12 protein-coding genes are annotated in these 12150 nt (G+C 68.8%); 6 read left to right on the top strand and 6 right to left on the bottom strand.

Annotation, left to right across the window (positions count from 1 at the left end; genetic code table 11):
• Position 1 precedes the first annotated feature (1 nt).
• Positions 2–1087, bottom strand: a complete 1086-nt coding sequence (locus tag EFL95_RS08735; RefSeq protein ID WP_123233613.1) for a glycosyltransferase family 4 protein — start codon at positions 1085–1087, stop codon at positions 2–4.
• A 79-nt stretch (positions 1088–1166) separates the two neighbouring features.
• Positions 1167–2141 carry a UDP-glucuronic acid decarboxylase family protein gene (locus tag EFL95_RS08730; protein WP_123233612.1) on the bottom strand — a complete coding sequence of 325 codons (975 nt, stop codon included), beginning with the start codon at positions 2139–2141 and terminating at the stop codon, positions 1167–1169.
• An 83-nt stretch (positions 2142–2224) separates the two neighbouring features.
• Between EFL95_RS08730 and EFL95_RS08725 the strand changes: the two genes are divergently transcribed.
• Complete coding sequence (locus EFL95_RS08725; RefSeq protein WP_123233611.1) at positions 2225–3394, top strand: nucleotide sugar dehydrogenase; 1170 nt, start codon at positions 2225–2227, stop codon at positions 3392–3394.
• Between the two features lie 17 nt (positions 3395–3411).
• Here EFL95_RS08725 and EFL95_RS08720 read toward each other — a convergent pair whose 3' ends face one another.
• Positions 3412–4014: a TetR/AcrR family transcriptional regulator gene (locus EFL95_RS08720; protein WP_123233610.1), complete on the bottom strand. Its 603-nt coding sequence runs from the start codon at positions 4012–4014 to the stop codon at positions 3412–3414.
• A gap of 72 nt (positions 4015–4086) precedes the next feature.
• Here EFL95_RS08720 and EFL95_RS08715 point away from each other — a divergent pair, with 72 nt between their 5' ends.
• Genes EFL95_RS08715 through EFL95_RS08705 form a run of 3 tightly spaced genes read left to right on the top strand, consistent with a single transcriptional unit; the run spans position 4087 to position 6980 of the window.
• Entirely contained in the window at positions 4087–5604 is a 1518-nt protein-coding gene (locus tag EFL95_RS08715; protein WP_123233609.1) for a flavin-containing monooxygenase, read from the top strand.
• Positions 5601–6440 carry an SDR family NAD(P)-dependent oxidoreductase gene (locus tag EFL95_RS08710; RefSeq protein WP_123233608.1) on the top strand — a complete coding sequence of 280 codons (840 nt, stop codon included), beginning with the start codon at positions 5601–5603 and terminating at the stop codon, positions 6438–6440. Before EFL95_RS08715 ends, EFL95_RS08710 begins: the two co-directional genes overlap by 4 nt.
• Positions 6441–6461: 21 nt before the next feature.
• Complete coding sequence (locus tag EFL95_RS08705; RefSeq protein WP_123233607.1) at positions 6462–6980, top strand: ribonuclease FAU-1 family protein; 519 nt, start codon at positions 6462–6464, stop codon at positions 6978–6980.
• Here the strand turns inward: EFL95_RS08705 and EFL95_RS20035 are convergent.
• Positions 6961–7647 carry a VOC family protein gene (locus EFL95_RS20035; RefSeq protein ID WP_123234877.1) on the bottom strand — a complete coding sequence of 229 codons (687 nt, stop codon included), beginning with the start codon at positions 7645–7647 and terminating at the stop codon, positions 6961–6963. The genes EFL95_RS08705 and EFL95_RS20035 overlap by 20 nt on opposite strands.
• Before the next feature lie 28 nt (positions 7648–7675).
• Between EFL95_RS20035 and EFL95_RS08695 the strand changes: the two genes are divergently transcribed.
• Both EFL95_RS08695 and EFL95_RS08690 read left to right on the top strand, forming a co-directional pair.
• Positions 7676–8815: a glutamate--cysteine ligase gene (locus tag EFL95_RS08695; RefSeq protein ID WP_123233606.1), complete on the top strand. Its 1140-nt coding sequence runs from the start codon at positions 7676–7678 to the stop codon at positions 8813–8815.
• A gap of 37 nt (positions 8816–8852) precedes the next feature.
• Complete coding sequence (locus EFL95_RS08690; RefSeq protein WP_123233605.1) at positions 8853–9407, top strand: cysteine hydrolase family protein; 555 nt, start codon at positions 8853–8855, stop codon at positions 9405–9407.
• On the opposite strand, the gene EFL95_RS08685 is transcribed toward EFL95_RS08690, so the two are convergent.
• Entirely contained in the window at positions 9404–10519 is a 1116-nt protein-coding gene (locus tag EFL95_RS08685) for an FUSC family protein (RefSeq protein ID WP_246004864.1), read from the bottom strand. The genes EFL95_RS08690 and EFL95_RS08685 overlap by 4 nt on opposite strands.
• Positions 10503–12005, bottom strand: a complete 1503-nt coding sequence (locus tag EFL95_RS08680) for an aldehyde dehydrogenase family protein (RefSeq protein ID WP_123233604.1) — start codon at positions 12003–12005, stop codon at positions 10503–10505. The genes EFL95_RS08685 and EFL95_RS08680 overlap by 17 nt, the downstream gene beginning before the upstream one ends.
• Positions 12006–12150 lie beyond the last annotated feature (145 nt).

The raw sequence follows: 12150 nt of genomic DNA, 5'->3' as shown, positions 1-12150 counted from the left end.
CTCAGGTCCCCTGGCCCAACGCCTCGGGCAGCAGCTCGACGGCCTTGCTGACCAGGTTGCCGGCCATGAACTGCGGCGTGAACTGCTTGGCCAGCTCGGCGCTGCGCCGGCTGATCAGCTTGCGCTGCTCCGGGTCCGCGTTGGCGATCCAGTGCATCGCCTCGACCATCTCGTCGACAGCGCCGACCGCGATGATCCGGCCGTTGTAGCCGTCGTTGACGAGCTTGGACGCCGCCCCGCACACCTGGGTGAGGATGACGGCCTGTCCGGACGCGATCGCCTCGTGGACCACGACGCCCCAGGGCTCCCAGCGGCTCGGCAGGATCATGCAGCCGGTCCGCGCCATCACGGAGGGCAGGTCCTTCGGCATCACGAAGCCGAGCATCTCCACGCCCGGGATCGCCTTGAGCTCGTCCTCCATCGGCCCGATGCCGGCCACGGTCAGGCCCCACGGCGTCTTGCCGGCGGCCTCGGACTGCTCGCGGTACTTCCGGTACGCCGGGGCGAGGACGTCGACGCCCTTGGTGTCGACCAGCCGACCCACCAGCAGGAACGCGTCCGCCGGGTTCTCCTGCGGACCGGTGAAGAACGAGTCCTCGCAGGTGTAGAGGCCGGTGATGATCTGGTGCTGCTTGAAGCCCAGGTGCCGGGCGAACTCGGCCTGCGGGTCGCTCGGCATCCAGGCCGCGTCGAAGTACTTCTGGATGTAGAAGTTGCGGGTGAGCCGGGCCCCCCACTGCTTCAGGGTGCCGTCCCACTGGTGGTCCATGACGACCACGCGCAGCGCCTTGCCCTTCCACTTCTTCGCCAGCCGCATGTACGCCGGGATGTGCCACGAGTTCACGACCAGCACGTCGGGCTGGAACTCCTCGACCTGCTGGATCAGCAGGTCCTCGTCCGGCTGACCGGTCCAGCCGACGGCGTCCAGACCTTTGGTGAGCTCGGCGTCGTCGAAGGGAGCCAGGAACGGCGGCTTGACCAGCGCCTCCTGGAACATCAGCTTCACGTCGTGGCCCTGGGCCACCAGCTCGTGCATGCCGGAGGTCGAGTACCCGGTGATGTACTGCCAGGCCAGGTAGATGCGCATCGCTTGGGAAACCTTGTCGATCGGGTCGATCAGAGCGGGGAAGACGGGCAGGACGTTACAAGAAACGCCGCCGCTGGACTCACGCGTCCACCATTCCGCGGAAGTACTCCACGGTCGGCTTCAGGCCGTCGTCGAGGGCCACCGTCGGCTGCCACCCGAGGAGCTCGATGGCCTTGTCGATGTTCGGCTTGCGGCGGTTCGGGTCGTCGGTCGGCAGCGGCTCGTGCACGAGCTTGCTGGAGCTGCCGGTCATCGCGATGACCTTCTCCGCGAGCTCGAGCATGGTGAACTCACCGGGGTTGCCGATGTTGATCGGGCCGGTGACCTCCGGCGGGCTCTCCATCAGGCTGATGAGGCCGGTGACCAGGTCGTCCACGTAGCAGAACGACCGGGTCTGCTCACCGTCGCCGAAGACGGTGATGTCCTTGCCGGCCAGCGCCTGCATGATGAAGTTCGAGACCACCCGGCCGTCGTTGGGCAGCATGTTCGGACCGTAGGTGTTGAAGATCCGGGCAACCTTGATCCCGAGCCCGTGCTGGCGGTGGTAGTCGAAGAACAGCGTCTCGGCGCAGCGCTTGCCCTCGTCGTAGCAGGAGCGCAGGCCGATCGGGTTGACGTTGCCCCAGTAGGACTCCTCCTGCGGGTGCACCGCCGGGTCGCCGTACACCTCGGAGGTGGAGGCGAGCAGGATCTTGGCGCCGGTGCGCTTGGCCAGGCCGAGCATGTTGATCGAGCCGTGCACGCAGGTCTTGGTCGTCATCACCGGGTCGCGCTGGTAGAACACCGGCGACGCCGGGCAGGCCAGGTGGTAGATCTCGTCGACCTCGACGTAGAGCGGGAACGTGACGTCGTGGCGCATCAGCTCGAAGCGCGGCTCGTCGTGCAGGTCGTACAGGTTCGCCCGGGTGCTGGAGTAGAAGTTGTCGACCACCAGCACGTCGTGTCCCTGGTCCAGCAGCCGCCGGGTCAGGTGCGAGCCGATGAAGCCGGCTCCACCGGTGACGAGCACCCTCTTGGGCGGGCCCGGAACGTCGGGAACGGGGTTGGGGATCATGGTGCGAAACTTAACGGACTCGGACACCCGCCGTTCACGGAACCCGTCCGGAACACTCATTCCGGACCGATACCATCGGCGCCATGAAGATTGCGATCGCCGGAACCGGTTACGTCGGCCTCTCGAACGCCGTGATCCTGGCGCAGCACCACGACGTCTGGGCGCTCGACCTGATCCCGGAGAAGGTCGAGCTGATCAACGCCAAGCGGTCCCCGATCGAGGACGTCGAGCTCGAGGACTACCTCGCGAACCGTCCGCTGAACCTGACCGCGACGCTCGACAAGAACGAGGCTTTCCGGGGGGCGGCGTTCGTGATCGTGGCGACGCCGACGAACTACGACGAGCGCACCAACTACTTCGACACCGGCTCGGTGGAGGCGGTCATCGCCGACGTCGTCGCGATCGAGCCGACCGCCTCGATCGTGGTCAAGTCCACGGTGCCGGTCGGCTTCACCGCCCGCATGCGCGAGGAGCACCCGGGCGCCTCGATCATCTTCTCCCCCGAGTTCCTGCGCGAGGGCCGTGCGCTGTACGACAACCTGCACCCCTCGCGGATCATCGTCGGCTCCGACACCGAGCAGGCGCACACCTTCGCGAACCTGCTGGTCGAGGGTGCGATCAAGACCGACATCGACGTGCTGTTCACCGGCTCCACCGAGGCCGAGGCCATCAAGCTGTTCGCGAACACGTTCCTCGCCCTGCGGGTGGCGTACTTCAACGAGCTGGACACCTACGCCGCGAGCCACGGCCTCGACACCCGCCAGATCATCGAGGGCGTCGGGCTGGACCCGCGGGTCGGCAAGCACTACAACAACCCGTCCTTCGGGTACGGCGGGTACTGCCTGCCCAAGGACACCAAGCAGCTCCAGGCGAACTACCGGGACGTGCCGCAGAACCTGATCAGCGCGATCGTGGACGCCAACACCACCCGCAAGGACTTCATCGCCGACGACATCCTGCGCCGCAGCCCGCAGACCGTGGGGGTCTACCGGCTGATCATGAAGGCCGGCTCGGACAACTTCCGGGACTCCTCGATCCAGGGCGTGATGAAGCGGATCAAGGCCAAGGGTGTCGAGGTCGTGATCTACGAGCCGAACTTCACCGAAGAGGTCTTCTTCAACTCCGAGGTGATCACCGATCTCGACGAGTTCAAGAAGCGCTCCGACGTGATCATCGCCAACCGGCGCTCGGACAACCTCGACGACGTCCTGGACAAGGTCTACTCCCGCGACATCTACGGGAACGACGACTAGGCCCCAGTAGGCCCCGACTAGGCCAGGGCGATCGCCGGCAGCGCTCCTGCGAGCCGCTGCAGCAGGTCCTCGCGCGAGAGCCCGTGGTCGTCGGCGACCCACGCCACCACGACGGCCTCGGTCATCGCCGACCAGCCGTCGGCGAGCAACCGCACCGCAGGGCTGTCCGGCACACCGAGGGCATCCATCCCGTCGGATCCGGTGACCTCGAAGATCCGGTCGACCAGGGCACGGCGTCCCGCTTCGTAGATCGTGCGGAGCTCGTCGTTGCCACCGGAGGCCGCCCGCACGAGCGAGACGTATCCGGTGTAGTTCTCGACCACGTAGTCGACGTACGCGCCGAGCGAGACCGCGAGCTGCTCCAGCGGGTCCTCGATGTCGCGGGGTGCGGTGATCGCGACCAGCTGCTCGACCGCGCGGCGGACGACCGCGACGTGGAAATCCTGCTTGTTGCCGAAGTAGTGGTAGAGCAGGCCGCGAGAGATCCCGGCCTCCTCGGCGAGGACCTCGATGGAGATCTCGTCCAGCGTGCGCGTGGACAACAGCTGCGTGCCGAGCTCGAGGAGCTGCTCGCGGCGCCCCTCCGGCGACATCCTGGTGCGCCCACTGGTGCTGGTCATGTGGTCCAGATTACTGAACATTCGTCAACAACGCTATTGACGGTCGTTCAACAAGAGATAGAGTTTCTGTCCATGAGTACGACGCAGACGCTCCCCGAGCGCACCCGGATCCTGGTGGTCGGCGCGGGCTTCGCCGGTCTCGGCACCGCCATCAAGCTCGACGAGGCCGGCCGCACCGACTTCGTCGTCGTCGACAAGGGCGACACGGTCGGGGGCACCTGGCGCGACAACACCTACCCCGGAGCCGCCTGCGACGTCCCGAGCCAGCTGTACTCGTTCTCGTTCGCCCCGAACCCGAACTGGTCGCGCTCGTTCTCCCCGCAGCCGGAGATCCACGCCTACCTGCAGGACGTCGCCCAGCGCGCCGGTGTCCTGGACCGCTTCTTCTTCGGCACGAGCGTCGAGGACGCCGTCTGGGACGAGACCGACCAGACCTGGACCGTGACCACCACCGCGGGCACCGTCGTGGCCGACGTCGTGATCAGCGGTTCCGGTGGACTCTCCGAGCCGAAGAACCCCGAGATCAAGGGCATCGAGGGCTTCACCGGCGAGATCTTCCACACCGCCCGCTGGAACCACGAGGTCGACCTGACCGGCAAGCGGGTGGCGGTCATCGGCACCGGCGCCTCCGCGATCCAGGTGATCCCCGAGATCGCCAAGCAGGTCGCGCACCTCGACGTCTACCAGCGCACCGCCCCCTGGGTGATGCCGCGCCACGACCGCAGCTACACCGCGATCGAGCGTCTGGGCTTCAAGCTCGTCCCCGGCCTCCAGAAGCTCTACCGCACGGCGATCTACTGGGGCCGCGAGACCTACGTGCCCGCGTTCACCTGGCAGCCGAAGATCCTGGCGCCGGTCCAGGCGATCGCCGAGGGCAACATCAAGAAGGGCATCAGCGACCCGGAGCTGCGCGCCAAGGTCACCCCGGACTTCCAGATGGGCTGCAAGCGCATCCTGATCTCGAACACCTACTACCCCGCCCTCGCGCAGGACAACGTCGAGGTGATCACCGACGGCATCGCCGAGATCACCCCGACCGGGATCGTCACCCGCGACGGCGTGGCCCGCGACATCGACGTGCTGATCGTGGCCACCGGCTTCTACACCACCGACCAGCCCATCGCGCACCACATCAAGGGCCGCGAGGGCCGCACCCTGGGCGACGTCTGGGCCGAGCACGGGATGGCGTCGTACAAGGGCACCACCACCAGCGGCTTCCCGAACCTCTTCCAGATCGTCGGCGCCAACACCGGCCTGGGGCACTCCAGCATGGTGTTCATCATCGAGAGCCAGATCGCCTACATCCTCTCCGCCCTGGAGCAGATGGAGGCCGGTGGCATCACCGCCGTCGAGCCGACGCTCGCGGCGCAGGAAGCGTGGACCGAGGACATGCAGCGCCGGATGAAGCGCACCGTGTGGAGCACCGGTGGCTGCGCCAGCTGGTACCTCGACGAGCACGGACGCAACACCACCCTGTGGCCGCGCACCACTTTCGCGTTCCGGGGCCTGCTGCGTAATTTCGACCTCGACAAGTACGAGGTCACCACGCGCACGACCGGCACCACCGACGACAAGGAGCTCGTGGCATGAAGTCCCTCAACGACAAGGTCGTGGTGATCACCGGAGCAGGCTCCGGGATGGGCCGCGAGATGGCGCTCAAGGCCGCCCGCGAGGGTGCGCTGCTGGCGATCTCGGACTGGAACGCCGAGGGTCTCGCCGAGACCGTCGACCTGTGCAAGGCGGCCGGTGCCAAGGAGCTGCGCAGCGACGTCATCGACGTCTCCGACCGCGCCGCGATGGCCACCTGGGCGACCGCCGTCGCCGAGCAGTTCGGCCGGGTCAACATGGTCGTGAACAACGCCGGCGTCACCGTGACCGGCGACTTCGAGGAGATGGCGTACGAGGACTTCGACTGGATCGTCGGCGTCAACTTCCTCGGCGTGGTCAACGGCACCAAGGAGTTCCTGCCGCACCTGATCGCCTCCGGCGACGGCGCGGTGGTGAACATCTCCAGCCTCTTCGGCCTGATCTCCATGCCCGGCCAGACCGCGTACAACGCCACCAAGTACGCCGTGCGCGGCTTCACCGAGGCGCTGCGCGAGGAGATGCTGATCAACAAGCACCCGGTCACGGTCACCTGCATCCACCCCGGTGGCATCAAGACCGGGATCGCCCGCAACGGCCGCAAGACCTCGAGCCAGGACGCTGCCAAGATCGACGAGCTGTTCGACAAGAAGCTGGCCCGGATGACCGCCGAGAAGGCCGCCGGGATCATCCTCGACGGCGCGGTCAAGGGCAAGGCGCGGGTCCTGGTCGGCATCGACGCCCACCTGCTGCACAACTTCGCCAAGTTCACCGGGTCGGGCTACCAGGACGTCATTGCCCGGCTCGCGCCGATGACGATGCCCAAGCCGAAGAAGCACTGAGGCTGGCTCTAGGCTGCGCACGTGCGCAGCACCCGAGTCCTCACCCGCAAGTGGCCTGACCAGCCGCACTGGGAGTTCGACGCCGTCCGCCTCGGGGTGGACGCGCTCGGGCACTGGGTCGGCGTGCCCACCGGGACCTGGCTCTCGAAGCCGGACAAGGGGTTCACCGCGTGGGCCGACCACGTGGTGCTGCTCCCCCACGACGCCTGGTGGGTCGCCACGATCTACGGCACCGACCCGGACCGGCCGGTGGACATCTACGTCGACGTCACCACCCCGGTGGCCTGGACCGATGACGAGTCCGAGGTCCGCTGCGTCGACCTCGACCTGGACGTGATCCGCGAGACGGACGGCCGGATCTGGGTCGACGACGAGGACGAGTTCGAGCTGCACCAGGTCCAGCTCGGCTACCCCGAGGGCGTCATCCAGGCCGCCCGGGTCTCCTGCCAGGAGGTCTTCGAGGCCATGGCGAACGGCGAGCCGCCCTTCGACGGCAGCGCGCTGCGCTGGATCGAGAAGCTCAGGGCAGCAGGCCGGTAACCGGGTCCCGGTCGGTGAGGCAGTAGACCATCCCGACCGGATCGAGCATCCGGGTCCAGCGCGCGCCGCCTCCGTCGACGACGGCTCCGAGCGCGACGTGGCGGGCCACCTCGGCCTCCCGGTCCGTGGTCGCGATGTCGAGGTGCGCCGTGACCGGTCCGCTGCCCTCGTCCCGACGCTGCAGCAGGATCCGCAGCGGCATTCCGGCAGGGCGCACCAGCTGCCGCATGTACGGCGCACTCGTCGGCGCGAGCTCCCAGCCCGTCAGGTCTGCCCAGTACGCGCACTCGGCGTCGTACGCGTCCGGAGGGATGTCCAGGCAGACCTGGTCGACCAGCGAGGTGTGCCGACCGGGCCACGCCTGCGGTGGTGGACGCTCCCCGCCCGCAGGGACGTTCACGCAGAACACGAAGCCACCCGGCGAGGTGCGCACCTCCCAGTGGTCCTCCGCTCCGTGCAGGTCCAGGTGGATGCCCGGGCGGTCCGCGCCCGTCCGCTGCACCCGCAGGAAGGGCTCCCCCGTGGCCGGGAGCAAGGTCGCGAACTCGCCGTCCGCACCGCGAACCGGGGACAACCCGCTCGCAGTGACGTCCCGCCAGAAGCGAACCCCGTTCTCCCAGGAACCGGTGGGGAAGTCGAGGAACGCGGTGATCCAGGTCGGCGGCACCAGCCCATGCTTGTGGAAGGCTTGCCCCGTGGCCATCGAATTCGCGGACTCCCCTGGCCCGTCCCTCGGGGTCGAGTGGGAATTCGCCCTGGTCGACAAGCGCTCCCGCGACCTGGTCAACGCCGCTCGCGACCTGCTCGAGCGGTTCACCGAGGTCCACGGCCACGAGCCGCGGCTGCACCGCGAGCTGCTGCGCAACACGATCGAGCTGACCACCGGCATCTGCCGCAACACCGACGAGGCCCTCGGCGAGCTGACGGAGATGATCGCCAAGGTGCGCCCGGTCGCCGACGAGCTCGGCGTCGACCTGTACTGCGCCGGGACCCACCCGTTCGCCGACTGGTCCGGCCAGCAGCTCACCGCCGGCCACCGCTACGAGGAGCTGATCGCCCGCACCCAGTGGTGGGGTCGCCAGATGCTGATCTGGGGCGTGCACGTGCACGTCGGCGTGCGCCGCGAGCACGTCGTACCGATCGTCTCAGCGCTGATGAAGTGGTACCCGCACCTGCTGGCGCTCTCCGCGTCCTCCCCGATCTGGTCGGGCACCGACACCGGCTACGCCTCGAACCGCGCCCTGATGTTCCAGCAGCTGCCGACCGCCGGGCTGCCGTTCCAGTTCGAGACCTGGGCGGAGTTCGAGCACTACGCCCAGGACCTGCTGACCACCGGCGTGATCGACCAGATCGACGAGATCCGCTGGGACGTCCGGCCCGCCCCGAGGACCGGGACCGTGGAGGTGCGCATCTGCGACGGCGTGTCCACGGTCGAGGAGATGCGGGCGCTGGTCGCGCTGACGCACTGCCTGGTGGTGCACCTCGTCGACCGGCTCGAGGCCGGGGAGACGCTGCCGACGCTGCCGCCGTGGCACGTGCAGGAGAACAAGTGGCGGGCCGCCCGGTACGGCCTGGACGCCTGGATCATTCTGGACGCGGAGTCGAACGAGCGGCTGCTGCTCGAGGACCTCGAGGACCTCCTGGACGACCTGCTCCCGGTGGCGCGTCGGCTCGACTGCGTCGAGGACCTCGCCCTGGTCCGGACGATCCCGAAGCGCGGCGCCTCCTACCAGCGGCAGCGCCGGGTCGCCGAACGGACCTACGGAGACTTTACCGCGGTCGTCGACGCGGTGGTCCGCGAGCTGGCCGTCGAGGATGTCGGCGACGCCGGTTAACGTCGGGGTGAGGGGTCACCGAGCAGGAGGAGCAACGATGAGCACACTCGAGAACCGGCCGAACAAGGCGCTGCTGGTGGTCGATGTCCAGAACGGCGTCGTCGAGGGCAACCACGACCGTGACGGCGTCGTCGCGAACGTCGCGACCCTGGTCGGCAAGGCTCGTGAGGCACAGGTCCCGGTGGTCTGGGTCCAGCACAACAGCCCGTACCTCGAGCGTGAGAGCGAGTCCTGGCAGCTCGTGCCCGAGCTCACCCGCGCGGACGACGAGGCGCTGGTGGAGAAGCAGTACCCGGACTCGTTCGAGGACACGTCGTTGGAGGACGTCCTGGCCGGCCTCGGTGTCGGCAGCCTGGTCGTCTCCGGCGCGCAGAGCGACGAGTGCATCCGCTCGACCCTGCACGGCGCACTGGCGCGCGGCTACGACGCAACCCTGGTCAGCGACGCGCACACCACCGAGGACCAGAGCCCGTGGGGCGCCCCGACGCCGGACCTGGTGATCGCGCACACGAACCTGTACTGGTCCAACCACCGCGCCCCCGGACGGACTGCCGGCACGGTCACGACGGCCGAGATCGACTTCGCCGGCTAGACCTCGTCGACCAGCGGGATCTGGTCGGTCGCCTCGAGGGGGTCCATCCCGCTGACCGCGAGCAGGTCGGCGATCAGTGATCGGACGCCGGCGAGCACCACCTCGGCCGAGAGCACGGTCGTGCGTTCCAGGTGGGCAGAAGCCCGGCCGAGGGCGATCAGCGGGTCGCGTGCAGGCTCCGCCATCCGGTCGGCCCGCAGCTCGGCGGTCATCTGGTCGGTCACCTCGGCCAGGTCGCGCAGGAAGGTCGCGTACCCGGGCGGGATCGGCTCGTGCCGGTAGGCCGCCACGGCGACCCGACGCGCGATCACCCGGGTGTTGCGCAGCGCGAAGTCGAGCGGCTCGACGAGCTCGACCATGCGGCGCACGCCGCCGCGATGCCGGCGCCGGAAGGGCGAGGACGCGATCACCGAGAGGCCCTCGTCCGCAGCGGCCCGCAGCTCGGCGATCAGGGCGTCGCTGCGCCGCGCGTCCGCGAGCGTGGCCATCGCCCGCTCCACGTCGCCGTCCTCGATGCTCGTGGCCGAGGACCGCAGCAGCGCCGAGATCCGGCTCATCACCACGGCCGCCTGCTCGCGTGGTCGCCGCAACGGCGCCCGCGGCACGACCGTGGCCGCCAGCAGCGCCACCACTCCGCCGATGAGGGCATCGGTCCACCGGGTGAAGGCCTTGCCCGGGTCCGGGAGCAGGGTGCTGACCACGATCGCCTGGACGGCTGCCTGGGTCACGAAGATGGCGCCTGCGTCCAGCAGCAGCGCCGAGACCATCGCCAGGCTCACGATGAGCGCGATCTGCCACCCGCCCGACCCGAGCAAGTGGGTGATCACGTCGCCGAGGAAGACCCCGATCGCGACGCCGAGGGTCACCTCGGCGACGCGCCGCAGCCGCTGCCCGTAGCTGGTGCCGAGCGCGACCACCGCCGCGATCGGTGCGAAGAACGGTCGGTCGTGCCCGATCAGGTCGGCGGCGACGTACCAGGCCAGGCCCGCGGCCACCGCGCACTGCCCGACCTGCCACGACTTCGACCGAAGCCGGGCAACACGGGCCCGCAGCGAGGTGCTGCTGCGCCTCAGCGCCAGGTCGAAGTAGCTGGCGCTACTTCTTTCCGCCACGACCGTGGAGCATCTTCATCATCTTCCCCAGGGTCTGCTCCGACTTCTCGGTGCGCTCGAACGTGGTCAGCGCCAGCAACGGCTTCATCCGCTGCTTGGTGATCGCGTGCGCGTAGGTGAACTCCTTCAGACCCTCCGGGCCGTGGATCCGGCCGAAGCCCGAGTCACCGATGCCGCCGAACGGCAGCGACGGGACCCCCGCGAAGGTGATCACGCCGTTGATCGAGGTCATGCCGACGCGGAGCCGCTCGGCGATCTTCATGCCGCGCGACTTGGAGAAGACCGCGGAACCGAGCGCGTAGCGGGAGTCGTTGGTCAGCGCGACCGCCTCGTCCATGCTGTTGACCTTGGCCACGGTCATCGTCGGCCCGAAGGTCTCCTCGGTCCAGGCCGAGGACTCCTTCGGGACGTCGACCAGGATCGTGGGCTGCACGAAGCGCTCGCCGACCGCGCCGGAGCCACCGACCACGGCGCGGCCACCCTTGGCCAGAGCGTCATCGATGTGCCGGCGGATGATGTCGATCTGCGAGGGCATCGTGATCGGCCCGATCGGGGAACCGGCGGTGTCGCTGGCCTCCAGCGCCTTCGCCTTCGCGGTGATCTTCTCGAGGAACTCGTCGTACACGCGCTCGTGCACGTAGACGCGCTCGACACCGGCGCAGGTCTGTCCGGCGTTCCCGCAGGCGCCCCACACGGCGCCGTCAGCGGCGGCGTCCAGGTCGGCGTCCTCGTCCACGATCAGGGCGTCCTTCCCGCCGGCCTCGATGAGCACCGGGGTGAGCGACTCGGCACAGGCCGCCATCACCTTCTTGCCGGTGGCGGTCGAGCCGGTGAAGGCGAGCTTGTCGACACCCGAGCGGCACAGGGCCGCGCCCGTCTCCCCCAGGCCCGTGACGACCTGGAAGACCGGCTGGTCGATGACCTCGGCAAAGGTGGCGGCCAGCCACTGCCCGATGCCCGGGGTGTACTCGCTGGGCTTGAACACCACCGCGTTGCCGGCGGCCAGTGCGTAGGCGATGGAGCCCATCGGGGTGAACACCGGGTAGTTCCACGGTCCGATCACGCCGATCACGCCGAGGGGGCGGAACTCGACGGTGGCCTTCTGGTTGGCCATCACCAGTCCGCTCGGCACCTTGTGGCGCTTGAGGACCTTGCCGGCGTGCTTCGAGGCCCAGGCGAGGTGGTCGATCGCGAGCGCGGCCTCGAGCAGGGCGTCGCCGTGCGGCTTGCCGGTCTCGGCGCTCATCACGCCGGCGAGCTCGTCGAGGCGCTGGGTGATCAGCGCCTTCCAGGAGCCGAGCCGGTCGGCGCGCTCGGAGTAGCTCAGTGCGCCCCACCAGGCGGAGGCCTCGCGCGCTCGCGCGACGGCCGCGCGGACGTCGGCCTCGCCCGCGATCGGGTGGGTCGCCACGACCTCACCGGTGCGCGGGTTCAACGAGTCGAACGTCGAGGCGGCAGCTGTCGGGTTGGGCTCGGTGATCGTCATGGTGCGTCCTGACTTCCTTGGGGCACACCGAACGTGCCCCGAGAAGGCCAACCTACTCCGCGGAGCGCCCGGTCCCATCGTTCCGTGGAACCAATTCGTCGGCTCGGGCTGTGCGTCCTTCACAAACAGGGCCCCGACCGCGAGG

It is taken from the genome of Nocardioides marmorisolisilvae, assembly GCF_003725775.1.
In the GTDB taxonomy this organism is placed as follows: Bacteria; Actinomycetota; Actinomycetes; order Propionibacteriales; family Nocardioidaceae; genus Marmoricola; species Marmoricola marmorisolisilvae.
Note: the sequence above shows the minus strand (reverse complement) of the source record. Positions and strands in the feature narration are given on the sequence as shown.

What these genes read in the sequence shown, in the direction of transcription:
- EFL95_RS08690 (WP_123233605.1), top strand. Translation starts at nt 8,853, where the DNA reads ATGAGCACACTCGAGAACCGGCCGAACAAGGCGCTGCTGGTGGTCGAT.
- EFL95_RS08725 (WP_123233611.1), top strand. Translation starts at nt 2,225, where the DNA reads ATGAAGATTGCGATCGCCGGAACCGGTTACGTCGGCCTCTCGAACGCC.
- EFL95_RS08720 (WP_123233610.1), bottom strand. Translation starts at nt 4,014, where the DNA reads ATGACCAGCACCAGTGGGCGCACCAGGATGTCGCCGGAGGGGCGCCGC.
- EFL95_RS08710 (WP_123233608.1), top strand. Translation starts at nt 5,601, where the DNA reads ATGAAGTCCCTCAACGACAAGGTCGTGGTGATCACCGGAGCAGGCTCC.
- EFL95_RS08735 (WP_123233613.1), bottom strand. Translation starts at nt 1,087, where the DNA reads ATGCGCATCTACCTGGCCTGGCAGTACATCACCGGGTACTCGACCTCC.
- EFL95_RS08680 (WP_123233604.1), bottom strand. Translation starts at nt 12,005, where the DNA reads ATGACGATCACCGAGCCCAACCCGACAGCTGCCGCCTCGACGTTCGAC.
- EFL95_RS08730 (WP_123233612.1), bottom strand. Translation starts at nt 2,141, where the DNA reads ATGATCCCCAACCCCGTTCCCGACGTTCCGGGCCCGCCCAAGAGGGTG.
- EFL95_RS08715 (WP_123233609.1), top strand. Translation starts at nt 4,087, where the DNA reads ATGAGTACGACGCAGACGCTCCCCGAGCGCACCCGGATCCTGGTGGTC.